Annotated in this window: 14 protein-coding genes, 1 tRNA gene and 2 pseudogenes; 15 read left to right on the top strand and 2 right to left on the bottom strand. The window is 71.6% G+C overall.

Features of this window, described 5'->3' with window-relative positions:
* Positions 1 to 83 precede the first annotated feature (83 nt).
* Positions 84 to 431, top strand: a pseudogene (locus BG482_RS09305) (TadE family type IV pilus minor pilin); the annotation flags it as partial.
* A 257-nt stretch (positions 432 to 688) separates the two neighbouring features.
* Positions 689 to 1,042 (top strand): annotated as a pseudogene (locus BG482_RS40750) (Rv3654c family TadE-like protein); the annotation flags it as partial.
* A gap of 314 nt (positions 1,043 to 1,356) precedes the next feature.
* On the opposite strand, the gene BG482_RS09310 reads toward BG482_RS40750, so the two are convergent.
* Positions 1,357 to 3,879 (bottom strand): DEAD/DEAH box helicase, encoded by a 2,523-nt coding sequence (locus BG482_RS09310; RefSeq protein ID WP_079141704.1) that lies wholly within the window; start codon positions 3,877 to 3,879, stop codon positions 1,357 to 1,359.
* An 81-nt stretch (positions 3,880 to 3,960) separates the two neighbouring features.
* Here BG482_RS09310 and bldG point away from each other — a divergent pair, with 81 nt between their 5' ends.
* From bldG to BG482_RS09365, 11 genes are all read left to right on the top strand, one after another.
* A complete protein-coding gene (gene bldG, locus BG482_RS09315; protein ID WP_009189842.1) occupies positions 3,961 to 4,302 on the top strand; it encodes an anti-sigma factor antagonist BldG in 342 nt (113 codons plus the stop codon).
* A gap of 117 nt (positions 4,303 to 4,419) precedes the next feature.
* A complete protein-coding gene (locus tag BG482_RS09320) occupies positions 4,420 to 4,848 on the top strand; it encodes an ATP-binding protein (RefSeq protein WP_069768425.1) in 429 nt (142 codons plus the stop codon).
* Positions 4,849 to 5,141: 293 nt separating this feature from the next.
* Positions 5,142 to 7,547: a sodium-translocating pyrophosphatase gene (locus BG482_RS09325; RefSeq protein ID WP_069768426.1), complete on the top strand. Its 2,406-nt coding sequence runs from the start codon at positions 5,142 to 5,144 to the stop codon at positions 7,545 to 7,547.
* Between the two features lie 194 nt (positions 7,548 to 7,741).
* A complete protein-coding gene (locus tag BG482_RS09330) occupies positions 7,742 to 8,344 on the top strand; it encodes a small secreted protein (protein WP_069768427.1) in 603 nt (200 codons plus the stop codon).
* Positions 8,345 to 8,400: 56 nt separating this feature from the next.
* The gene (locus BG482_RS09335) at positions 8,401 to 9,942 is read left to right on the top strand and encodes a class I SAM-dependent methyltransferase (RefSeq protein ID WP_256096315.1); all 1,542 of its coding nucleotides are present in this window, start codon (positions 8,401 to 8,403) and stop codon (positions 9,940 to 9,942) included.
* A gap of 388 nt (positions 9,943 to 10,330) precedes the next feature.
* Positions 10,331 to 10,528 carry a hypothetical protein gene (locus BG482_RS09340; RefSeq protein WP_069768428.1) on the top strand — a complete coding sequence of 66 codons (198 nt, stop codon included), beginning with the start codon at positions 10,331 to 10,333 and terminating at the stop codon, positions 10,526 to 10,528.
* Positions 10,529 to 10,888: 360 nt separating this feature from the next.
* On the top strand, positions 10,889 to 13,735 hold the full coding sequence (topA, locus tag BG482_RS09345) for a type I DNA topoisomerase (protein WP_069768429.1): 2,847 nt from the start codon (positions 10,889 to 10,891) through the stop codon (positions 13,733 to 13,735).
* Between the two features lie 140 nt (positions 13,736 to 13,875).
* Positions 13,876 to 17,178 (top strand): dTMP kinase, encoded by a 3,303-nt coding sequence (gene tmk, locus BG482_RS09350; RefSeq protein ID WP_069768430.1) that lies wholly within the window; start codon positions 13,876 to 13,878, stop codon positions 17,176 to 17,178.
* A 141-nt stretch (positions 17,179 to 17,319) separates the two neighbouring features.
* Positions 17,320 to 18,525: a DNA polymerase III subunit delta' gene (locus tag BG482_RS09355; protein WP_069768431.1), complete on the top strand. Its 1,206-nt coding sequence runs from the start codon at positions 17,320 to 17,322 to the stop codon at positions 18,523 to 18,525.
* Positions 18,526 to 18,802: 277 nt separating this feature from the next.
* On the top strand, positions 18,803 to 20,380 hold the full coding sequence (locus BG482_RS09360; RefSeq protein ID WP_069768432.1) for an alpha/beta hydrolase: 1,578 nt from the start codon (positions 18,803 to 18,805) through the stop codon (positions 20,378 to 20,380).
* A 108-nt stretch (positions 20,381 to 20,488) separates the two neighbouring features.
* Positions 20,489 to 20,562: transfer RNA gene (locus tag BG482_RS09365), tRNA-Thr, on the top strand.
* A gap of 299 nt (positions 20,563 to 20,861) precedes the next feature.
* Here BG482_RS09365 and BG482_RS09370 read toward each other — a convergent pair.
* Positions 20,862 to 21,242: a helix-turn-helix domain-containing protein gene (locus tag BG482_RS09370; RefSeq protein WP_069768433.1), complete on the bottom strand. Its 381-nt coding sequence runs from the start codon at positions 21,240 to 21,242 to the stop codon at positions 20,862 to 20,864.
* Between the two features lie 139 nt (positions 21,243 to 21,381).
* On the opposite strand from BG482_RS09370, the gene BG482_RS09375 reads away from it, so the two are divergent.
* Positions 21,382 to 21,789, top strand: coding sequence for a RidA family protein (locus BG482_RS09375; protein WP_069768434.1), 408 nt, complete (start codon positions 21,382 to 21,384; stop codon positions 21,787 to 21,789).
* A 380-nt stretch (positions 21,790 to 22,169) separates the two neighbouring features.
* On the top strand, positions 22,170 to 22,598 hold the full coding sequence (locus BG482_RS09380; protein ID WP_069768435.1) for a protein-tyrosine phosphatase family protein: 429 nt from the start codon (positions 22,170 to 22,172) through the stop codon (positions 22,596 to 22,598).
* The last annotated feature ends 156 nt before the right edge of the window (positions 22,599 to 22,754 follow it).

Below are 22,754 nucleotides of genomic sequence, written 5' to 3' on the forward strand. Positions count from 1 at the left end.
GGCGTGGGCCTGTGCACGGGCATGTGCGCGAGCGGCGCGTGCGTGGAGGCAGGCCCCGGCGCGGGCCCCGCCGGGCGCCTCACGTGCTCCACGGGGACGGGGGGTTCGTGACGGCGGAGACGGCGGTCGTGTTGCCGGTCCTGGTGGCGTTCGCGATGGCGCTGGTCTGGGGGCTGCTCGTCATGTCCGCCCAGATCAGGTGTGTGGACGCGGCCCGGGTCGGCGCCCGGGCCGCGGCCCGGCAGGATCCGGCCGACGCGGTCCTCGCGGTGGCCCGTGCGACGGCGCCGCGCGGGGCGGACGTGACGGTCAGCCGGGAGGGGGATCAGGTCCGCGTGGTGGTCGTGGCGAAACCACCGGCGTTGCGGGGGTTGCCTTTCGAGGTACGCGAGGAAGCGGTGGCGGCGGCAGAGGAAGCGCCGGCCGCGGCAGGAGACGACCTCGGAGCGGTCCGGGGCGCGGTCCGGGGCCCGGCCCAGGGCGCGGGTGCGGGCGCCGACGCCCACCCGATCTCGAGGGAGGACGCCGGGGCGGGGCCAGGTTCCGGGGCGGGGGCAGGCTCCGGGGCGGAGTCGGAGTCGGACCCGGGGGCGGCTTCGGGAATGGCTTCGGAGGTCAGCTCGGGAAGGGAGTCGGCATCGAAGGCGGGCTCCGGCCCAGGGGCGGCCTCGGACTCAGGGGCGGGACCGTGAGCGCCCGGCGCTTCGGCCGGGGACGGGGGGAGGCCGATCGTGGCTCCGCCACCGTCTGGAGCCTCGGGGCGATGGCCGTGCTGTGTGTGGTGTTCGGCCTCGTGCTCGCCCTCGGGCAGGCGGTGGCGGCCCGACACCGTGCCGCGGGCGGCGCCGATCTCGCGGCGCTCGCCGCAGCCGATCACTGGGCGGACGGTGTCGCACGGGCCTGTGCCCGGGCGGACCGGGTGGCCCGGGCACAGGGTGCGCGGGTGGTGCGCTGCGCGGTCGTCGGCGAGATCTCGGACGTGACGGCGGCCTCGGGGCAAGGGCTGTTCACAGCTGAGGTGAGGGCACGAGCGGGCCCGCCGGACACGACGCGGACACCCCCGGCGGTACCTTCGCAGACCCCTCCAGCTCCTCCAGCTCCTCCAACTCCTCCAGCCCATCAGGCCCTTTGGGCCGCTCCACCCCCCTCGGGCCCCGCCAACCCACCCAGAACCCTGCAACCCCTGCGGCCTCTGCAACCCATGCGGCCCTTGCGACCCGTGCGACCAGTCCGACCAGTCCGACCCGTGCGACCAGTCCGACCCGTGCGACCAGTCCGGACCCTGCGACCAGTCCGGACCCCCAGCTCCCTCCAACCCCTCCCGATCTCCGGCCCCGGCGACCCGTCCCGCCCCTTCTAATCCCCAGGCCCCTGCTGTCCTTCCGGCCCCGTCGCCTCGGATGCCGCCTCCACCGCTGCGCCCGTCTTCTCCTCGGGAGCCTCCCGCAGGAGTTCCGTGAGCAGGCGGACCGCGCCCCTCTTGTGCAGCGGATCGTTGCCGTTGCCGCACTTGGGGGACTGGATGCAGGACGGGCAGCCGGCGTCGCACTCGCAGGAGGCGATGGCCTGGCGGGTGGCGGTCAGCCACGCGCGGGCCGTGTGGAAGGCGCGCTCGGAGAAGCCCGCGCCGCCGGGATGGCCGTCGTAGACGAACACCGTCGGCAGCAGCGTGTCGGGGTGCAGGGGCACCGACACCCCGCCGATGTCCCAGCGGTCGCAGGTCGCGAACAGGGGCAGCATGCCGATCGAGGCGTGCTCGGCGGCGTGCAGGGCGCCGCCGAGGATCTCGGGGTTGATCCGGGCCGCGTCGAGCTGGTCCTCCGTGACGGTCCACCACACGGCACGCGTGCGCAGCGTACGAGGGGGGAGGTCGAGCTTCGACTCGCCCAGGACTTCACCGGTGATGACACGTCGACGCAGGAAGGAGACGACCTGGTTGGTGACTTCGACGGAGCCGTAGCACAGCCGGCCCTGCCCCCAGGGGACTTCGACGTCCGTCTCCAGGACGGAGATCGACGTCGTGTCGCGTGCGACCGTCGAGTACGGCGGGTCGGCCTGCTCGACCAGGGCTACGGAGTCCTCCAGGTCCAGGGACCGCACGAGGTAGGTGCGCCCCTGGTGGAGGTGGACCGCGCCCTCGTGGACGGTGGTGTGGGAGGAGCCGGCGTCGACCGTGCCGAGGAGTCGGCCGGTGCCGTCCTCGACGACCTGGACCGGTCTGCCGCCCTCGCCGCGGATGTCCGCGAGGTCGGCGGCCCGCTCCCGGCGGGTCCAGTGCCAGGCCCTCGTCCTGCGGCGCAGCAGCTTCGCCGCCTCCAGTTGCGGCAGCAGGCCCTCGGTCTCGGGGCCGAACAGGTCCAGGTCCTCCTCGGTCAGCGGGAGCTCCGCCGCTGCCGCGCACAGGTGCGGGGCGAGGACGTAGGGGTTGTCGGGGTCGAGGACCGTGGACTCCACCGGGCGGTCGAACAGGGCCTCCGGGTGGTGGACGAGGAAGGTGTCCAGGGGGTCGTCACGGGCGATGAGGACCGCCAGTGCGCCCTGCCCGGCCCGGCCCGCCCGGCCGGCCTGCTGCCACAGGGAGGCGCGGGTGCCCGGGTAGCCGGCGATGAGGACGGCGTCGAGCCCGGAGACGTCGATGCCGAGCTCCAGAGCGGTGGTCGCGGCGAGGCCGAGGAGTTCGCCCGAGTGCAGGGCCTGCTCCAGGGCGCGGCGTTCCTCGGGGAGGTAGCCGCCGCGGTAGGCCGCGACACGCCGGGCCAGCGAGCGGTCGACCTCGGCGAGGCGCTCCTGCGCGATCACCGCGATCAGCTCGGCGCCGCGCCGGGAGCGGACGAAGGCGACGGTGCGCACACCCTGGACGGCGAGATCGGTCAGCAGGTCGGCGGTCTCGGCCGTGGAGGTACGCCGGACGGGTGCACCTTTCTCGCCGGTCATGTCGGTGAGTGGAGGCTCCCAGAGGGCGAACACCAGTTCGCCGCGGGGTGAGGCGTCGTCGGCGACCTCGACGACGGGGAGGCCGGTCAGGCGGCCCGCGGCGACGGCGGGCTCGGCGGCCGTGGCGGAGGCCAGCAGGAAGACGGGAGAGGCGCCGTAGCGGGCGCACAGGCGGCGTAGCCGGCGCAGCACCTGGGCGACGTGGGAGCCGAACACGCCGCGGTAGGTGTGGCACTCGTCGATGACGACGTACTTCAGGGACTTCAGGAAGGAGGACCAGCGGGGATGGGACGGGAGTATGCCCCGGTGCAGCATGTCCGGGTTGGTGAGGACGTAGTTGGCGTACTGGCGGATCCACTCCCGTTCCTCGAACGGGGTGTCGCCGTCGTACACGGCCGGCCGTACGGCGGTGCCGAGAGGTTGTGAAAGTTCCTTCACGGAACGGCACTGATCCGCTGCCAGCGCCTTGGTGGGGGCCAGGTACAGGGTGGTGGCCCCGCGGCCGTTGGGCGCTTCCGAGCCCTCCAGGAGGGCCGAGAGGACCGGCACGAGGTACGCCAGGGACTTGCCGGAGGCCGTGCCGGTGGCGACGACCACGCTCTCGCCGTCCAGGGCGTGCTCGGCGACCCTGGCCTGGTGCGCCCAGGGGTGTTCGATGCCGCAGGCCTGCACGGCCGCGATGACCTCGGAACGAATCCGGTCCGGCCAGACTGCATGGCGACCCGGACGCGGGGGCAAGTGCTCCGTATGAGTGATGCGCGACGCCCGGCTCGGTCCCGGGGCGAGCCGGTCCAGGACCTCGCCCGGAGACAGGCGGGGCGCGGCCTCGGACGAGGGTCGATCGGATCGGTGATTCTTGGCCATCGGCACCGAGTGTGTCACTGGCGTGACGGACAATGGAGCCAAGGCGTCGTGCACGCCTGCCGGTAAGTGATTGAATGCCATCGCGGCTGGCGTACCGTCCCGGGGGCTCCTGCTCAGGTGTTCCGAGGGACGACCGCTCGATAGCAAGGTGCTGGAGGATCCGTGGACCTGTCCCTGTCGACCCGTACCGTCGGCGATCGTACGGTCGTCGAGGTCGGTGGCGAAATCGACGTATATACCGCGCCCAAGTTGCGCGAGCAGCTGGTCGAGCTGGTGAACGACGGGAATTTCCACCTCGTCGTCGACATGGAGGGCGTGGACTTCCTCGACTCCACCGGGCTCGGCGTGCTGGTCGGCGGACTGAAGCGCGTGCGTGCCCATGAGGGCTCGCTCCGCCTGGTCTGCAACCAGGAGCGTATTTTGAAGATCTTCCGCATCACCGGTCTGACCAAGGTGTTCCCGATTCACACCTCGGTCGACGAAGCGGTCGCTGCCACCGACTGACCACCTCGTCCCGGGTCGCCCCGCGCGGCCCGGGCGCGGTTGGTCGAACAAAGCAGGGGGTCTGGGCCGAGGTGGCCCGGCCCCCTGACAGCACGCCCGTAGTTCCGAGGGGGACGCATGGCCACCGTTGAACTCCGCTTCAGCGCGCTGCCCGAGCACGTCAGGACCGCCCGACTGGTGGCGGCAGCGGTGGCGCGCAGGGCCGGAGTGGACGAGGCCGTCCTCGACGAGGTCAGACTCGCTGTCGGCGAGGCCTGCTCGCGCGCCGTCGGACTGCACCAGAGCATCGGCGTCACCGCGCCGGTGAAGGTGCTGCTGATCGAGGAGGAGAAGCAGTTCTCCATCGAGGTCGGTGACGAGGCGCCGCGTTCGACGCCCGGTGACCGCGCGCCCGGCTCCGGCGGGGACGTGGAGGCCGAGGAGGACGAGATGGGCCTCGCCGTCATCAGCGGCCTGGTCGACGACGTGGAGGTCACCGCCGGAGAACACGGCGGGCAGATCCGCATGACCTGGCCGAGAGCCTCGGCGGCGGCCACGCCGGTCTGAGCCGGCCACAACTTTTCTTCACCCGAAGGGCCCCACTCAGGTGGGGCCCTTCGGCATGCGCGCACCTGGGTACTCGTGCATGCTGACAGTGGTCTCGTGAAAGTGAATCATGGGACGCCGAGTCACGCGGTGGCGAAAATCGACTGCAATTCGTGAAGCAATTCACGATCAATGCCTTGAAGGCATTACTTGACGAAAAGGCGAATTTCGTTTCCCACGCTCTGTTTTGATCAGGTTCCGGTACCTACAATCCGTCCACATCTTGAGCTCAGCCCAAGCGTCAAGGAGGACGAATGGCGGGGCTTTCTACCTCTCATCCGTTGAACCACCCCACAACTCTCGCAGCGGCAGAACTGACCGACGGCAATCGCCTGCTCGTGGTGGTCATCGCGGTCGTGGCGCTGGCAGCGCTCGTGGTCGCGGGCGTGCTGCTGCGCCAGGTGCTCGCGGCCGGCGACGGCACCGACAGCATGAAGAAGATCGCGGCGGCGGTCCAGGAGGGCGCCAACGCCTATCTGGCCCGGCAGCTGCGCACGCTCGGCGTGTTCGCCGTAGTCGTGTTCTTCCTGCTCATGCTGCTTCCCTCGGACGACTGGAATCAGCGCGCCGGGCGGTCGATCTTCTTCCTGATCGGCGCGGCCTTCTCGGCGGCCACCGGTTATATCGGCATGTGGCTCGCCGTGCGCAGTAATGTGCGCGTCGCCGCAGCGGCCCGGGAAGCGACTCCGGCGGAAGGCGAACCTGAAAAGGATCTCACCACCGTCTCGCACAAGGCGATGAAGATCGCATTCCGCACGGGTGGCGTCGTCGGCATGTTCACGGTGGGGCTCGGTCTGCTCGGGGCCGCCTGCGTGGTGCTGGTGTACGCGGCCGACGCGCCGAAGGTACTGGAGGGTTTCGGGCTCGGTGCGGCCCTCATTGCCATGTTCATGAGGGTCGGCGGCGGCATCTTCACCAAGGCCGCCGACGTCGGCGCCGACCTGGTCGGCAAGGTCGAGCAGGGCATTCCGGAGGACGATCCGCGCAATGCCGCGACCATCGCCGACAACGTGGGCGACAACGTGGGCGACTGCGCGGGCATGGCGGCGGACCTCTTCGAGTCGTACGCCGTGACCCTGGTGGCCGCCCTGATCCTCGGCAAGGCGGCCTTCGGCGACGCCGGGCTCGCCTTCCCGCTGCTCGTCCCCGCGATCGGCGTGCTCACGGCCATGGTCGGGATCTTCGCCGTCGCCCCGCGTCGCGCCGACCGCAGTGGCATGTCCGCGATCAACCGGGGGTTCTTCATCTCCGCGGTGATCTCGCTCGCGCTGGTCGCCGTGGCCGTCTTCCTCTATCTCCCCGGGAAGTACGCCGATCTCGACGGTGTGACCGACGCGGCGGTCCACGGCAAGGACGGCGACCCGCGCATCCTCGCCCTGGTCGCCGTGGCGATCGGCATCCTCCTGGCCGCTGTCATCCAGCAGTTGACGGGCTACTTCACCGAGACCAGCCGCCGCCCGGTGCGCGACATCGGCAAGTCGTCGCTCACCGGACCCGCCACGGTCGTCCTCGCCGGCATCTCGGTCGGGCTCGAATCGGCCGTCTACACAGCCCTGTTGATCGGTCTGAGCGTCTACGGGGCGTTCCTGCTCGGCGGCACGTCGATCATGCTGGCGCTGTTCGCGGTGGCGCTGGCCGGCACCGGGCTGCTCACCACGGTCGGCGTGATCGTGGCGATGGACACCTTCGGGCCGGTCTCCGACAACGCGCAGGGCATCGCGGAGATGTCCGGTGACGTCGAGGGCGCGGGCGCGCAGGTGCTCACCAACCTCGACGCCGTCGGCAACACGACCAAGGCCATCACCAAGGGCATCGCCATCGCCACCGCGGTCCTTGCGGCGTCGGCGCTCTTCGGGTCCTACCGGGACGCGATCACGACCGGCGCGCAGGACGTCGGTGAGAAGCTCTCCGGAGCGGGCGCGCCCCTGAACCTGATGATGGACATCTCACAGCCCAACAACCTCGTCGGCCTCATCGCGGGCGCGGCGGTCGTCTTCCTCTTCTCGGGGCTGGCGATCAACGCGGTGTCCCGGTCGGCCGGTTCCGTGGTGTTCGAGGTGCGGCGGCAGTTCCGCGAGCACCCCGGGATCATGGATTACACCGAGGAGCCGGAGTACGGCAAGGTCGTCGACATCTGCACCCGGGACGCCCTGCGCGAGCTGGCCACACCGGGACTGCTCGCCGTGCTGGCCCCCGTCTTCATCGGGTTCACCCTCGGCGTCGGGGCGCTGGGCGCGTTCCTGGCGGGCGCCATCGGCACCGGCACGCTGATGGCCGTCTTCCTGGCCAACTCCGGCGGTGCGTGGGACAACGCCAAGAAGCTCGTCGAGGACGGTCACCACGGCGGCAAGGGCAGTGAGGCGCACGCCGCGACGGTGATCGGCGACACGGTCGGCGACCCGTTCAAGGACACCGCCGGTCCCGCGATCAACCCTCTGTTGAAGGTCATGAACCTGGTGGCGCTGCTCATCGCGCCCGCCGTGATCAAGTTCAGCTACGGCGACGACAAGAGCATCGGCGTACGGATCGTGATCGCGGTCCTCGCGCTCGCCGTGATCGTGGCCGCCGTCTACATCTCCAAGCGGCGTGGCATCGCCGTGGGTGATGAGGACAATGCGGGAAAGGCGTCCAAGTCGGCCGATCCTGCGGTGGTTTCGTAGACCTGCTCATCGGGTCCCAGCTCAAAGGGCGGGCGGGCGGTGCGGGTTGCCGCGCCGCCCGCCCGCCGTGTCGGGCGTGTGACCATGCCGTGACCCTTCTCTCTCTTGGTGCAAATAGCTTCATTCATCTGTATAGCGGACATTCGTTCTGGGGTTGTCGCCCGGTTGGCGTGTATGTTCCGGGGCCGAGAGCCATGGAAGGGACCGATCCGGTGAACGAGAAGCTCGCGGCCGCACTGTCCGGCGGTGCGGTACTGGTACTGGCGCTGTCCGGATGCAGCAGTGACGACGGCGGCAACAAGGAACTCGACGCCTGGGCCAAGCAGGTCTGCGACGCCCTGCCCGCCCAGGACGCGAAGGTCGACGCGGCGAACGCCGCGATCAAGCAGGGCGCCACGGACAACAACCCTCCGGCGAACGTTCAGAAGACCGACTCCCAGGCCTTCCAGGACATGTCCGACGCCTACAACGCGCTCGCCCAGGCCGTCCAGAAGGCGGGGGTTCCGCCCGGCGTCGACGGCGGCGAGAAGAAGCAGAAGGACGCCGTCGCGGCGCTCACCACCCTCTCGACCTCCTACGCCGGCCTGAAGAAGCAGGTCGACGCGCTGGACACGAAGGACCAGGCGAAGTTCGCCGACGGCCTGCAGAACATCGCCACCGACCTCGGCAAGCTCAGCAAGAGCGGCAACACCGCGCTGAAGAACCTCGAACAGGGCGACGTCAAGGACGCCATGGCCAAGCAGGAGACCTGCCAGAAGGTCGCCTCCTCCGCCAAGGCCCGCGCCACGACGAGCTGACGGCGGCGTGGCCCGGGGCGCTGCGGGGGACGCCACCCGAGCGGCGACGGGAGACAATGGGAGGCGTGAGTAACGCCACCCCGTCCCCCCTGCCCTCGGCCGACCGTCCCGAGGTCGCCGCCCTGCTGCGCGAGGCCCTGCTCGCGGCCTCCTTCACCGCGGACGGCCTCCTCGAACTGCTCGGCGCCCCCGCCTACGCGGCCCTCGCGCGCAGCGAGACCGTGCCCGCGCTGCGCGCGACCCGCGGGGACACGCCGCTGGAGACACTCGTCCGCCTCTTCCTGCTGCAGCAGCCGGTGCCGCACGCGCGCGTGGCGGAGTTCCTGCCGGTACGCGCGTGCGTAGAGGCCGGCTGGCTGGCCGCCGCGGGCCCGGACGAGGTGGGTGCGACCGTCGACGTCCGCCCGTACGGCGGGCCGGACGGCGAGGACTGGTTCATCGTGTCCGACCTGGGCTGCGCTGTCGGCGGCGCCGGCGGCAGCGCGAGCGGAGGCCGGCCGGCGGACGCGGCCGTCGTCCTCGGCGTGGGCGGCGCGTCGACGACCCTGGCCGGCATCACCGTCCGCAAGCCCGTGTCCACCGCCCTCGACCTCGGCACCGGATCCGGCATCCAGGCGCTGCACGCCGCCCAGCACGCCACGCGCGTGACGGCGACCGACCTCAATCCGCGCGCCCTGCACATCACCGCGCTCACGCTCGCGCTGTCCGGAGCCCCGGCCGCGGACCTGCGCGAGGGCTCCCTGTTCGAGCCGCTCCGCGAGGACGAGACGTACGACCTGATCGTGTCGAACCCGCCGTTCGTGATCTCGCCGGGCGCCCGGCTGACCTACCGGGACGGCGGGATGGGCGGGGACGATCTGTGCCGCTCGGTCGTTCAGGGAGCGGGGGAACGGCTGAGCGAGGGCGGGTTCGCACAGTTCCTCGCGAACTGGCAGCACGTGGAGGGGGAGGACTGGCAGGACAGGATCAGGTCATGGGTGCCACGCGGCTGCGACGCGTGGATCGTGCAGCGTGAGGTGCAGGACGTCACGCAGTACGCGGAGCTGTGGCTGCGCGACGCCGGCGACCACCGGGGCGACCAGGCCGAGTACCAGGCGCGCTACGACGCATGGCTGGACGAGTTCGAGGCGCGCAAGGTGAAGGCCGTCGGATTCGGCTGGATCACGTTGCGCAGGACGACGGCCGCGGAGCCGGTGATCACGGTGGAGGAATGGCCCCACGCGGTCGAACAGCCGCTCGGCGACACGGTTCTGGCGCACTTCGAGCGGCTCGACCACCTGCGCACGCACGACGACGCGGCCCTCCTCGCGGGACGCTTCCGCCTGGCCGCGGAGGTCGTCCAGGAGCAGGTAGGGCTGCCCGGCGCCGAGGACCCGGAGCATGTCGTGCTGCGCCAGAACCGCGGCATGCGCCGGGCCACCAAGGTGGACACGGTCGGCGCGGGCTTCGCGGGCGTGTGCGACGGTTCGCTGAGCGCCGGCCGGATTCTCGACGCCATCGCCCAACTGGTCGGAGAAGACCCGGTGTTGCTGCGGGACCGCACTCCGGCTCAGATCCGCCTGCTGGTGGAGCAGGGGTTCCTCGAACCTGCGGAGTGACCGCTGAGCCTGCGGGCCGGCGGCGGAACCTGCGGAGTGACCGCAGAGCCCGCGAGCGACCCGGCCGCCCAAGCCAGGCCGGGCCGGGCCGGTCCCTCCCGCAGGCCGCTCGCGCCCCCTCGCGCCCGTCCCGCCCGAGGCCGCCTGCCCTCCCGGCGCTCGCCCCGCCGCCGCCCGCCCGGGCGGCGGCACTCGCCCGCCGCTTACCGCCCCGGGCTCCGGTCGTCCCCCTCGAACCCGCCCAGACCCGCCCAGTGGCTGCCCCCGGCCCTCCGACCCCGCTCGTAGTCCCGGTGTTCACCTCGGGTTCGCCGGGCCGCCGCCCGTGCGTGCCATTCTCCCCGGGGCCGGGGTGTGGGAGAGCGGGAGAACAGGAGCGGGGACGAGCATGGAGAGTGGGCCGACGATCTTCGCGGGGATGGTGTTCGTCCTGTTCGGGGGTGCGCTCCTGGTGTGGACCGCGGTCCGGGTGCGGCACCGCGAACCCGTGGCCCAGGATGTGAGCCCCGTCGCATCGGCGACGCTGGCCGGCCTCGCCGCGGTCGCCACGCTGGCCCTCGGCGCGTGGTGCTTCACCCGCCTCTGAGACCGCCGGGGAGCCACGTCCGGATACGGCGGGATCACCGCGCGGACCACCGACGGGACCGGATCGCGGGCCGTCTTCGAGGATGGCGCCGGATCTTCGTTCGAGCGGCGTGAGGGTGGTCCCGTCGATTGTCCCGCCGATAAAGGGGACGACGTGTTCCGGACGTACGGAAAAGGGCCGGTCGGTACTCCGGGCGGCAGGAATGGCGGTAGTCGGGTTACCGTTCGAGTGGCCGTTGCGGGCTTTTCCCGTTTGACACGGGGGCGGGATGTACCGTCACACTCCGCAGCGTCCCCATGACCCGACCCCGGGAGCAAGGCCTGGGGAGGGCCCAGCGTCGATCCGGAGAGAAGAGCGAAGTTGTCCCCGACCAGCGAGACCGCACACGGCGGCCGCCGACTCGTGATCGTCGAGTCGCCTGCCAAGGCGAAGACGATCAAGGGTTATCTCGGCCCCGGCTATATCGTCGAGGCCAGCGTCGGGCACATCCGCGACCTTCCCAACGGCGCCGCGGAGGTGCCGGACCAGTACACGGGCGAGGTACGCCGCCTCGGTGTGGACGTCGAACACGACTTCCAGCCGATCTATGTCGTCAATGCCGACAAGAAGGCGCAGGTCAAGAAGCTCAAGGACCTGCTCAAGGAGTCCGACGAACTCTTCCTCGCCACCGATGAGGACCGGGAGGGCGAGGCGATCGCCTGGCACCTCCAGGAGGTCCTCAAGCCGAAGATCCCCGTCAAGCGGATGGTCTTCCACGAGATCACCAAGGACGCGATCCGGGCCGCCGTCGCCAACCCGCGCCAGCTCAACCAGAAGCTCGTCGACGCCCAGGAAACCCGCCGCATCCTCGACCGCCTCTACGGCTACGAGGTCTCGCCGGTCCTGTGGAAGAAGGTCATGCCGCGCTTGTCGGCCGGCCGTGTCCAGTCCGTCGCCACCCGTCTCGTCGTCGAGCGGGAACGCGAGCGCATCGCGTTCCGTTCTGCTGAGTACTGGGACCTGACGGGCACCTTCGCGACCGGCCGCGCGGGAGACTCGTCGGACCCGTCGTCGCTGGTCGCCCGCCTGCAGGCCGTCGACGGCAGGCGGGTCGCGCAGGGCCGCGACTTCGACTCCCTGGGACAGCTCAAGAGCGCGAACACCCTCCACCTCGACGAGGCGAACGCCCGCGCTCTCGCCGCCGCCCTGGAGAACACGCGGTTCGCCGTGCGGTCCGTCGAGTCCAAGCCGTACCGGCGCTCGCCGTACGCGCCGTTCCGTACGACGACGCTGCAGCAGGAGGCCAGCCGCAAGCTCGGCTTCGGCGCCAAGGCCACCATGCAGGTCGCGCAGAAGCTGTACGAGAACGGCTTCATCACGTACATGCGTACCGACTCCACCACGCTGAGCGAGACCGCGGTCTCCGCCGCTCGTGCCCAGGTCACGCAGCTCTACGGTGCCGACTACCTGCCGGCGCAGCCGCGTACGTACGCCGGGAAGGTCAAGAACGCGCAGGAGGCGCACGAAGCGATCCGCCCCTCGGGTGATCGTTTCCGCACACCCGCGGAGACGGGTCTGAGCGGCGACCAGTTCAGGCTCTACGAACTGATCTGGAAGCGCACGGTCGCCTCCCAGATGAAGGACGCCACCGGCAACAGCGTGACGGTGAAGATCGCCGGCACGGCGGCCGACGGCCGGGACGTCGAGTTCAGCGCCTCCGGCAAGACCATCACCTTCCACGGCTTCCTGAAGGCGTACGTCGAGGGCGCCGACGACCCGAACGCCGAGCTGGACGACCGCGAGCGCCGCCTGCCCCAGGTCGGCGAGGGCGACGCGCTGTCCGCCGAGGAGATCACGGTCGACGGGCACGCCACCAAGCCCCCGGCCCGCTACACCGAGGCCAGCCTCGTCAAGGAGCTCGAGGAGCGCGAGATCGGCCGCCCGTCGACGTACGCGTCGATCATCGGCACGATCCTCGACCGCGGCTACGTCTTCAAGAAGGGCACGGCACTCGTCCCGTCCTTCCTGTCGTTCGCCGTGGTCAACCTCCTGGAGAAGCACTTCGGGCGGCTCGTCGACTACGACTTCACCGCCAGGATGGAGGACGACCTCGACCGCATCGCCCGTGGTGAGGCGCGCGCCGTGCCGTGGCTGAAGCGGTTCTACTTCGGCGAAGGCACCGGCGGAGTCGAGGGCGGAGCCGCGGACGCAGGCAACGGCGACGGGGACCACCTCGGCGGCCTCAAGGAGCTCGTGACCGACCTGGGCGCGATCGACGCCCGCGAGGTGTCCTCGTTCCCGGTGGGCGACGGCATCGTGCTGCGGGTGGGCCGCTACGGCCCCTACATCGAGCGCGGCGAGAAGGACTCCGAGGGCCACCAGCGCGCGGACATCCCCGAGGACCTCGCGCCCGACGAGCTGACCGTGGAGCTCGCCGAGGAGCTGCTCGCCAAGCCGAGCGGTGACTTCGAGCTGGGCGCCGACCCGGAGTCGGGCCACCAGATCATCGCCAGGGACGGCCGCTACGGCCCGTACGTCACCGAGGTACTCCCCGAGGGCACCCCGAAGACCGGCAAGAACGCCGTGAAGCCGCGCACGGCCTCGCTCTTCAAGTCGATGTCGCTGGACACGGTCACGCTGGCGGACGCCCTGAAGCTGATGTCGCTGCCACGCGTCGTCGGCGCGGACGCCGAGGGCGTGGAGATCACCGCGCAGAACGGCCGCTACGGCCCGTACCTGAAGAAGGGCACGGACTCGCGCTCGCTGCAGGCCGAGGACCAGCTCTTCACTATCACGCTCGAAGAAGCGCTGGAGATCTACTCGCAGCCCAAGCAGCGCGGCCGGGCCGCGGCCAAGCCGCCGCTGAAGGAGCTGGGCGCCGACCCGGTCAGCGGAAAGCCGGTCGTCGTCAAGGACGGGCGCTTCGGCCCGTACGTCACCGACGGGGAGACCAACGCGACCCTGCGCTCCGGCGACAGCGTCGAGGAGATCACCCCGGAGCGCGGCTACGAACTGCTCGCCGAGAAGCGCGCCAAGGCTCCGGCGAAGAAGACGGCCAAGAAGGCGCCCGCGAAGAAGGCGACGGCCAAGAAGGCGGCCCCGGCGAAGAAGACGGCCGCCAAGAAGACCACCGCGAAGACGACGACGGCCGCCAAGAAGGCGACCACCGTCAAGAAGACGACCGCGAAGAAGGCGACGGCCTCCCCGTCGTCCTCGTCGCAGGACTGACGGCCCGACCGGCCCCGGTCTGCACCGTTCCTTCACAGCAGGTTCGCGAAACGAACGCCCCGGCATCACTTTGGTGTCGGGGCGGTCGTACGTGTGGACGGGGGCCCCGGGCTGTCAGCCGCGGCCGATAGGCTGAAAGCATGACGCGAGCCGAGCAGCCAACGGCCCACCACCCGGCCCCGGACGAGGCCCTGGTGGCCGACTCCCGCGAGCGCGCCGTGCGCGCCCTGTTGCGCGAACCGCAGCTCAAGCGCCTCTGGAGCGCGCAGTTGGTGGGCGGGGTCGGAGACGCCCTCGCCCTCCTGGTGTTCGTCCTCCTCGTCCTCCAGGCGGCCATCGCCGAGGGCTCCTTCGGGGGCGGCTACCGAGGTGTGGCGTTCGCAGTGGCGACCGTCTTCGGGGTGCGGATCCTGGCCACCCTCCTCTTCGGCGCCGTCCTGCTGGGCCCGCTGACGGCACTGACCTCACCGGACGGCCCACTCGACCGCCGGTGGACCATGGTCGGCGCGGACGGCCTGCGCGCCGCACTGCTGATCGTCGCGCCCCTGTGGATCGACTGGACGCCGGAGAACGCACTGGCCCTGCTGCTCGTCACGGTGTTCGTGACGGGCGTCGCCGAGCGGTTCTGGACGGTCGCCCGGGAGAGCGCGGCCCCCGCCCTGCTGCCCGCCCCGCCCCCGGAGGGCGCGACCGTACGACCGTTGCCCGACCACATGGACGCCCTGCGCCGCCTCTCGCTGCGCACGGGCTTCGTGACGATCCCGCTCGGCGCGGCGACGCTGGTCGTCGCCGCCCTGTTCAACAATCTCCTCGGCACCGGGATCGTCTGGTTCGACCAGCACCAGGCGGCCCTCGCCTCGTACGTCGCCGGCGGACTCTTCGCCGGGTGCCTGTCCATCGTGACCTTCCTGGAGTTGCCGTCGGTGCGCACCCCGCGCCCGCGGTCCCCCCTCGAGGGCCTGCGCCGCCCCAGGACCGCCACCGGCGTCGACGCGGGCCGCACCGGCGTGATCCCGCTGCTGGTGCTCGCCTGCTCCGCCGTCGCCGGCGCGATCTCCGCCGCCGTCGCCGTGGCCGTGCTGCACGCCAAGGACCTGGGCGGCGGCCCGGTGCTGTACGGGCTGCTCGTGCTCGGGCTGACCGGCGGAGTCGTCGTCGGCGTCCGGACCGCGCCGAAGGTGCTGGTGTCGCTGTCGCGGCGCCGCCTGCTCGCGCTGGCCATCGCCTTCACCGGCATCGCCCTGCTCGCGGCCGGGCTGGTCCCGGACGTCACCAGCGTGCTGCTGATCATGGTCCTGGCGGGCGTCGGCGCGGGCGTCGCCGCCAACACCGGGCACGCGCTGCTCGACCAGGAGACCGAGGACAACCGCCGGACGAGGGCGACCGAGCACCTGCACGCGGTCGTGCGGGTCCTCGTGGCGCTGGGCGCGCTGCTCGCCCCGCTGGTCGCGGCGCTCATCGGGCCGCACCGCCTGGACAACGGCAAGTTCGTCTTCGCGCACGGCGGTGCCGCCTTCACGCTGATGCTGGTCGGCGCGCTGCTGCTGCCGGTGGCCGCGCTGGTGCTCGCCAAGGTCGACGACCGCTCCGGCGTCCCCCTGCGGCAGGACCTGCGGGACGCGCTGCGGGGCGGCGACGACCCGGTGACGGCCCCTGCCGCGAACGGCTTCTTCATCGCCCTGGAGGGCGGCGACGGCGCCGGCAAGTCCACCCAGGCCGAGGCGCTCGCCGAGTGGATCAGGGCCAAGGGCCACGAGGTCGTCCTCACGCGCGAGCCGGGAGCCACGCCCGTGGGCAAGCGGCTGCGCTCGATCCTGCTGGACGTGTCCAGCGCCGGCCTGTCGCACCGGGCGGAGGCCCTGCTGTACGCGGCGGACCGCGCGGAGCACGTCGACACGGTCGTGCGGCCCGCCCTGGAGCGCGGCGCGGTGGTGATCACCGACCGGTACGTCGACTCGTCCGTGGCCTACCAGGGCGCGGGGCGCGATCTGTCCCCGACCGAGATCGCGCGGATCTCGCGCTGGGCGACGGACGGCCTGGTGCCGCATCTGACGGTCCTGTTGGACGTGTCCCCGGAGGCCGCCCGCGAGCGGTTCACGGAGGCGCCGGACCGCCTGGAGTCGGAGCCGGCCGAGTTCCACACGCGGGTGCGCGCAGGTTTCCTCACGCTGGCCGCCGCCGACCCCGGCCGCTACCTGGTCGTCGACGCGGCGCAGGAGCCCGAGGCCGTCACCTCCGCCGTCCGGCACCGCCTCGACCAGCTGCTGCCCCTGTCCGAGGCCGAGATCAAGGCCCAGGAGGAGGCGCGCCGCAAGGCCGAGGAGGAGGCCCGCCGCAAGGCCGAGGAAGAGGCCGCCCGCAAGGCCGAGGAGGAGCGCCTGGAGCGTGAGCGCCAGGAGCAGCTCGCCAAGCTGCGCGCCGAGGAGGAGGAGCGCAAGCGGCGCGAGCTGGAGGAGGCGCAGCGGCGCGAGGCCGAACGGCAGGCCGAAGAAGCGCGGCTGCGCGCCGAGGAGGCACGCAGGCGGGCCGAGGAGGAGCGGGTCCGGCTGCTCGCCGAGGAGAAGGCCCGCGCCGAGGAGGAGGCCCGCCGCAAGGCGGACGAGGAGCGCCGGCGCAAGCAGGCCGAGGAGGAGGCCCGGCTCCGTGCCGAGGCCGAGAGCCGTCGGCTGGAGAAACAGCGCAAGGCCGAGGAGGCCCTGCTGCGGGCCGAGGAGGCCCGGCGGGCGGCGGAGCAGGCGGCCGCCGCCGCGCAGGTCGGTCCGAAGGCGACCCGCCCCGGGCCGGTCGCCGGGCCGGCGGTCCCGCCGGAGGCGACGACCGTGCCGACGCCGGTGGTGACGCCGACGAACGCGTCGGGCGGGCCGGTGGACGAGACGGCCGTACTGCCTCCGATCCGGATGGACAAGGAGCCCGAGCAGCCTTCCCGCCAGTCCGTGCAGCCGTCCGAGAAGTCCTCCGCGAAGCCGTCCCCCGCCGGGGGAGCCGACGCCGAGGTGACGGCCGAACTGCCGCAGCCGCCGAGGCCGGCGCCCACGCACACGTCGGGCGGACCGGCGGACGAGACGGCGGTCCTGCCTCCGGTGCCCGGCCGGAGCGGCCAGGGCGGCCGGCAGGGCCGGAGCGGCCCGAGTGGCCGGCGCCTGCACGGCCCCGAGGACGAGACGGCCGTGCTGCCCCCGGTGCGGGACGCCGGTCCCGCGGACCGGGTCCCCCCGGGCTACTTCCGGGACGAGCGCGACGGAGCCCGGCCGGACGGCACCGACGACCGCACCCGTGAGCTGCCGCAGGTCGACGAGGAAGGCGAGCCCCGACAGCGGGCGCGTTCGGACTGGGCCGAGGAGACCCCGCTGGACGATCTTCCTACTCTCGCGGACGAACTGCTGGGACCGCACCGGGACGACGACGGGCCCGCCGAGGGCCGGGGCCGGGGCCGACGCCGCTGAGCACGGCCGAGCCGCCCGGTCCGCCGGGCCGCCCGGGCTCCGGGCTGCCGGGCCGCTCGCGGGCGGGCGGGCTCGGTTGTCAGTGGCACCCCGCACAATGGAACCCACAGCGCGAAACGTGACGAAAGGGCCGGGTGACGCATGACCGTGTGGGACGACCTCATCGGCCAGGAGAGGGTGAGCGAGCAGCTCACCGCCGCCGCTCGGGACGCCGACGCGCTCGTCACCGCGGCCACCACCCGCACCGCCCCGCCGGAGGCGTCGAAGATGACGCACGCCTGGCTGTTCACCGGCCCGCCCGGCGCCGGCCGTGCCCAGGTGGCGCGGGCCTTCGCCGCCGCGCTGCAGTGCGTGAGCCCGGACCGGGCGCTCGGCGGCACCCCGGGGTGCGGGTTCTGCGACGGCTGCCATACGGCGCTCATCGGCACCCACGCCGACGTCACCACCGTCGCGGCCGTCGGCTCACAGATCCTCGCGGAGGACATGCGCGACACCGTCCGCAAGTCGTACACCTCGCCCGCCACAGGTCGCTGGCAGGTCATCCTCGTCGAGGACGCCGAGCGGCTCAACGAGAAGTCCGCCAACGCCGTCCTGAAGGCGGTGGAGGAGCCCGCGCCCCGCACGGTCTGGCTGCTGTGCGCGCCCTCCCTGGAGGACGTGCTGCCCACGATCCGCTCCCGCTGCCGCCACCTGAACCTGCGCACGCCGTCGGTCGACGCCGTCGCCGACATGCTCGTCCGGCGCGAGGGCGTCGAGCCGGCCGTCGCCGCGGCCGCGGCCCGGGCCACCCAGGGTCATGTCGACCGGGCCCGGCGCCTGGCCACCGATCCCGCCGCGCGCGAGCGCCGAGCAGCCGTGCTGAAACTGCCTTTGCGTGTCGACGACGTCGGCAGTTGCCTCAGAGCGGCCCAAGAACTGGTCGACGCGGCCGCCGAGGACGCCAAGCAGCTCGCTGAGGAGACGGACGGCAAGGAGACCGAGGAACTCAAGGCGGCGATGGGGGCGGTGCAGGGCGGCCGGATGCCGCGCGGCACCGCGGGCGTGATGAAGGACCTGGAGGACAAGCAGAAGCGCCGCAGAACGCGGACGCAGCGCGACAGCCTCGACGTCGCGCTCACCGACCTGACGGCCTTCTACCGCGATGTCCTCGCCCTCCAGCTGGGTTCCCGCGTCGCGATCGCCAACGCGGACGCCGAGGAGGCGCTGGAGCGGCTCGCCCGTGGCAGCAGACCGGAGTCGACGCTGCGCCGGATCGAGGCCATCGCCGCGTGCCGAGAGGCCCTGGACCGCAACGTGGCTCCGCTGCTGGCGGTCGAGGCGATGACCATGGCTCTGAGGGCGGGCTGACGCCGGCGCTGCGAACGGGCTGACGCGGACCTATGCCGAGTCCACAGACCGAGCACGGGCACGGCGACGGAATCGAGCCGACCGTTGGCCCGCAGCCCGCAGCCCGCAGCCCGCAGCCCGCAGCCCGCAGCCGGGTCGGCCGGGAGCCCCGTCGGCCGGCGGGGAGGCACGTGGGCCGGCGGGGAAGTACGTCGACCGAGTGTTGACGGGGTCCCTCGTCCGTGGCAGTTCCCGAACGTACGGCGTTCATCTCGTCGCACAGAGTTACGCTCGCTGAATGCACATCAGGCGCTCCCTCCGCAGGTCCCGTGCCGCCGTCACGCTGCTCTCCCTCACCGCGCTGCTCGTCTCAGGCTGCTCCGCCGACGAGCCGGCCAGCTCCGCCGGCTCCACGGCGGTGGCGGCGCTCGCCGCGCTGCCGCGGGCCACGCCGTCGGCGCTCTCGCCGTACTACGGACAGAAGCTGAGCTGGCGTGAGTGCGGTGTTCCCGGCTTCCAGTGCGCCACCATGAAGGCTCCGCTGGACTACGCGGAGCCGGGCGCGGGCGACATCCGGCTCGCCGTCGCCCGCAAGAAGGCCACGGGCCCGGGCAAGCGGCTCGGATCACTGCTGGTGAACCCGGGCGGTCCAGGCGGCTCGGCGATCGGCTACCTCCAGCAGTACGCCGGCGTCGGCTACCCCGCCGAGGTCCGCGCCCGCTACGACATGGTCGCCGTCGACCCGCGGGGTGTGGCCCGCAGCGAGCCCGTGGAGTGCCTCGACGGGCGGGCGATGGACGCGTACACGCAGACCGACACCACCCCCGACGACCAGCGGGAGAGGGCAAGACTGGTCGACGCCTACAAGAGGTTCGCGGAGGGCTGCGGAGCCCACGCGCCGAAGCTGCTGCGTCACGTCTCCACCGTGGAGGCGGCCCGGGACATGGACATCCTGCGTGCGATCCTGGGCGACCGGAGGCTGACGTACGTGGGGGCGTCGTACGGCACGTTCCTCGGCGCCACGTACGCGGGCCTCTTCCCGGACCGGGTGGGCCGGTTCGTCCTGGACGGCGCGATGGATCCCTCACTGCCCGCCCGCCGGCTGAACCTGGACCAGACGGCGGGGTTCGAGACGGCGTTCCAGTCGTTCGCGAAGGACTGCGTGCGGCACTCCGACTGCCCGCTCGGCGGGAAGGGCGCGAAGCCCGCCCGGGTCGGCGCCGACCTCAAGGCCTTCTTCCGCAGGCTGGACGCGCACCCGATCCCCACGGGGGACCCGGACCGCCGCAAGCTCGGCGAGGCCCTCGCCACCACCGGCGTGATCGCGGCGATGTACGACGAGAGCACGTGGGAGCAGCTGCGCGAGGCGCTGACGTCGGCGATCAAGGAGAACGACGGCGCGGGACTGCTCGCCCTCTCCGACGGCTACTACGAGCGCGCCCCGGAAGGGCGCTACGCGAACCTGATGGCCGCCAACGCGGCCGTCAACTGCCTGGACCTCCCGACTGCCTTCACCGCCCCGGAGCAGGTCGAGAAGGCGCTGCCCTCGTTCGAGAAGGCGTCCCCGGTCTTCGGCGAAGGCCTCGCGTGGGCCTCCCTGAACTGTGCGTACTGGCCGGTCGGACCCACGGGCGCACCGCACCGCATCGAGGCCAGGGGCGCAGCCCCGATCGTCGTCGTCGGCACCACCCGCGACCCGGCGACCCCCTACCCATGGGCCCGCTCCCTGGCGGGCCAGCTCGCCTCGGGCCGCCTCCTCACCTACGAGGGCGACGGCCACACGGCCTACGGCCGTGGCAGTGCCTGCATCGACTCCGCGATCAACGCCTACCTGCTCCACGGCACTCCTCCGGCGAAGGGAAAGCGCTGCTCATAGCCCCACAACCGACCCCGCACCCGCTGCCCCCCCGGGCTGGTTCAGATCACCCTTGGAAACTGTGTAGACTTACCGACGTTGCTGATCGCACCATGGTGCGGACAGCGCGCCGCCTTAGCTCAGATGGCCAGAGCAACGCACTCGTAATGCGTAGGTCTCGGGTTCGAATCCCGAAGGCGGCTCTGCCGAAGCCTCAGGACTCACTCGCCGTGACCTGGGGCTTTTGCTTTTACCGGATCCGGATCCGCGGCTGCCGTCGGTGTCAGTTCCGGTCTCGGTTCCGGTCTCAGTTGATTTCGCGCCCCGACTCCGCCGACGGCAACTGCGCGGAGGATCCAGCGTGATCTCCGAACAGGACTGGCAGGACGCCCAACTCTTCTGGGACTTCCGGTAGATGCACCACGAGCCGCGTCCCTGCTCGGTCGGTATCGGTTGGGCAGTCACGATCCGGTACTCCAGATGGGCATCGTGATCGGCGCCGTCAGCCGTCGAAGCGCTGGCGGGCGGCCTCGATGTGACCGAAGTACCGGTGGGTCCAGTCGCACATTCCGTCGACGGTTGCGCGCAGGCCCTGGCCCGGCTCGGTGAGGGTGTATTCGACACGCGGCGGGACGGTGGGGTGCACGTTGCGCTCGACCAGGCCGTTGCGCTCCAGCATGCGCAAGTTCTGAGTGAGCATCTTGTGGCTGATGCCCTCGATCTCGTTCCGCAGCTCGCTGAATCGCAGGGTGCGTTCACCGAGAGTCTCGATGATCAGGAACGCCCACTTGTTGGCGACGTCGGAGAAGATCTCTCGCGCCAACGAGTCCGCGCGCCTGAGGTCCGCTTCCTCGGATCGGCCCGCGATCTGCTTGGTCACCATCAGGTTCCCCAGTCACGAAAAAGTGCGTTCTTCCATGTCAGTGACCACTCTCTTACGGTTCCTGAGTAACCACAAGAGACCACGAGGGTCTGGCGTGACGAGCACGGGCCCACGATGCCCGGACAAGGAGGCGGACGGTATGCCCATCACCCTGGTGAACCCCAGCGGATTGCCCGAGATCGATGTCTACCGGCAGGTCTCGATCGCAACCGGGACGAAGCTGGTCTTCATCGCCGGGCAGGTCGCCTGGGACGCGGAGGGGATCACGGTCGGCGAAGGGGACCTCGCCGCGCAGGTCGAGCAGTGCTACCTCAACATCGGCACCGCCCTGGCCGGGGCCGGCGGCTCCTTCGACGACGTGGCAAAACTGACCTTCTACGTTGTCGACTGGACTCCCGACAAGATGCCCCCGCTCCTGGAGGGGATCTCCCGGGCGGCCGCAAAGCTGGGAACCACCCCGGTCCCGCCGGCCACGCTCCTGGGCGTTGCGGCACTGGACGTTCCCGACCACCTGGTCGAGATCGAAGCCACCGCGGTCCTCGGCTGAACAGATGCCCTTCGCCCGCTGCGCACCGAAGTGGCCATGTGCGGTGCGCAGTTGCCGACCAGCGTGCTCGGCACATCACGTCTCGTTCGCCCTGCCGGTGGTAGTGGCCGGCTCGCGACCGGGCCTGATGACGTCGCCGCCGCCGGACCAGCCGGACCAGCCGGACCACGGACCAGCCGGACCACGGACCAGCCGGACCAGCCGGACCAGCCGAGCCGGTGAGCGGCGTCGGGCACGGGTCGGATGACGAGGGCGACGAACAGGCACCGGATCTCGGCGCGGGTGAGCGGGAGAAGCCCCTTCGCGGCGGGTGCCGGGCATGGTATTCAGGGAAGATCGAGGAATCGTGATGACGCTGAACCGGGAGGTGAGCTTTCGGCATGATCGCCACGTGGGAGTCCTCGGCGGAGGGTGTACTCCGCCTGCCTTCGGGGCGGCTCGTGAGAGGCCGTGGACTTCGGAGGCCGCTCCCCGCCGGTCCGCGCCCCGACTTCGCGCTCTATCTCCGAGGACGTCGGCCACCGCCCGTCGAGTGGGAGAGCCGGTGGATCCGATGGCCCGATTTCTGGCTCCCGTCTGACCGGGACGGGTTCCTCGAATCATTGCGTGAGCTGAGGAAACGCTCCGAGAGCGAGCGGGTGGAGATCGCCTGTGGCGGCGGGTTCGGACGTACGGGAACGGCGTTGGCCTGCCTCGTCGTGCTCGACGGGCTTGCTGACGATCAGGCGATCAGCTACGTGCGGGAGCACTACTCCCACCGCGCGGTCGAGACACCCTGGCAACGGCGTTTCGTGGCCGGACTCTCCTGATCCGCCTTTCGCCCTGCACAGGTCGGAGTTTCCGCCTCGGGAAGCGGAATCACCTTCGGCGGAAGGGCCCAATGCCTCCAAAAGTGCCGGGTTTGAGTCCGCGCGCTTCTGCGGGCGGAGGATCACCGACAGCCTTTTCCCCTCGGCCACGAGCGG

Source organism: Streptomyces sp. LUP30 (genome assembly GCF_001746365.1).
GTDB lineage: Bacteria > Actinomycetota > Actinomycetes > Streptomycetales > Streptomycetaceae > Streptomyces.

What these genes read in the sequence shown, in the direction of transcription:
- BG482_RS09370 (WP_069768433.1), bottom strand. Translation starts at nt 21,242, where the DNA reads ATGGTGACCAAGCAGATCGCGGGCCGATCCGAGGAAGCGGACCTCAGG.
- BG482_RS09325 (WP_069768426.1), top strand. Translation starts at nt 5,142, where the DNA reads ATGGCGGGGCTTTCTACCTCTCATCCGTTGAACCACCCCACAACTCTC.
- BG482_RS09380 (WP_069768435.1), top strand. Translation starts at nt 22,170, where the DNA reads ATGATCGCCACGTGGGAGTCCTCGGCGGAGGGTGTACTCCGCCTGCCT.
- BG482_RS09340 (WP_069768428.1), top strand. Translation starts at nt 10,331, where the DNA reads ATGGAGAGTGGGCCGACGATCTTCGCGGGGATGGTGTTCGTCCTGTTC.
- BG482_RS09330 (WP_069768427.1), top strand. Translation starts at nt 7,742, where the DNA reads ATGGAAGGGACCGATCCGGTGAACGAGAAGCTCGCGGCCGCACTGTCC.
- tmk (WP_069768430.1), top strand. Translation starts at nt 13,876, where the DNA reads ATGACGCGAGCCGAGCAGCCAACGGCCCACCACCCGGCCCCGGACGAG.
- BG482_RS09320 (WP_069768425.1), top strand. Translation starts at nt 4,420, where the DNA reads ATGGCCACCGTTGAACTCCGCTTCAGCGCGCTGCCCGAGCACGTCAGG.
- BG482_RS09310 (WP_079141704.1), bottom strand. Translation starts at nt 3,879, where the DNA reads ATGGCATTCAATCACTTACCGGCAGGCGTGCACGACGCCTTGGCTCCA.
- BG482_RS09360 (WP_069768432.1), top strand. Translation starts at nt 18,803, where the DNA reads ATGCACATCAGGCGCTCCCTCCGCAGGTCCCGTGCCGCCGTCACGCTG.
- BG482_RS09355 (WP_069768431.1), top strand. Translation starts at nt 17,320, where the DNA reads ATGACCGTGTGGGACGACCTCATCGGCCAGGAGAGGGTGAGCGAGCAG.
- BG482_RS09375 (WP_069768434.1), top strand. Translation starts at nt 21,382, where the DNA reads ATGCCCATCACCCTGGTGAACCCCAGCGGATTGCCCGAGATCGATGTC.
- BG482_RS09335 (WP_256096315.1), top strand. Translation starts at nt 8,401, where the DNA reads ATGGGAGGCGTGAGTAACGCCACCCCGTCCCCCCTGCCCTCGGCCGAC.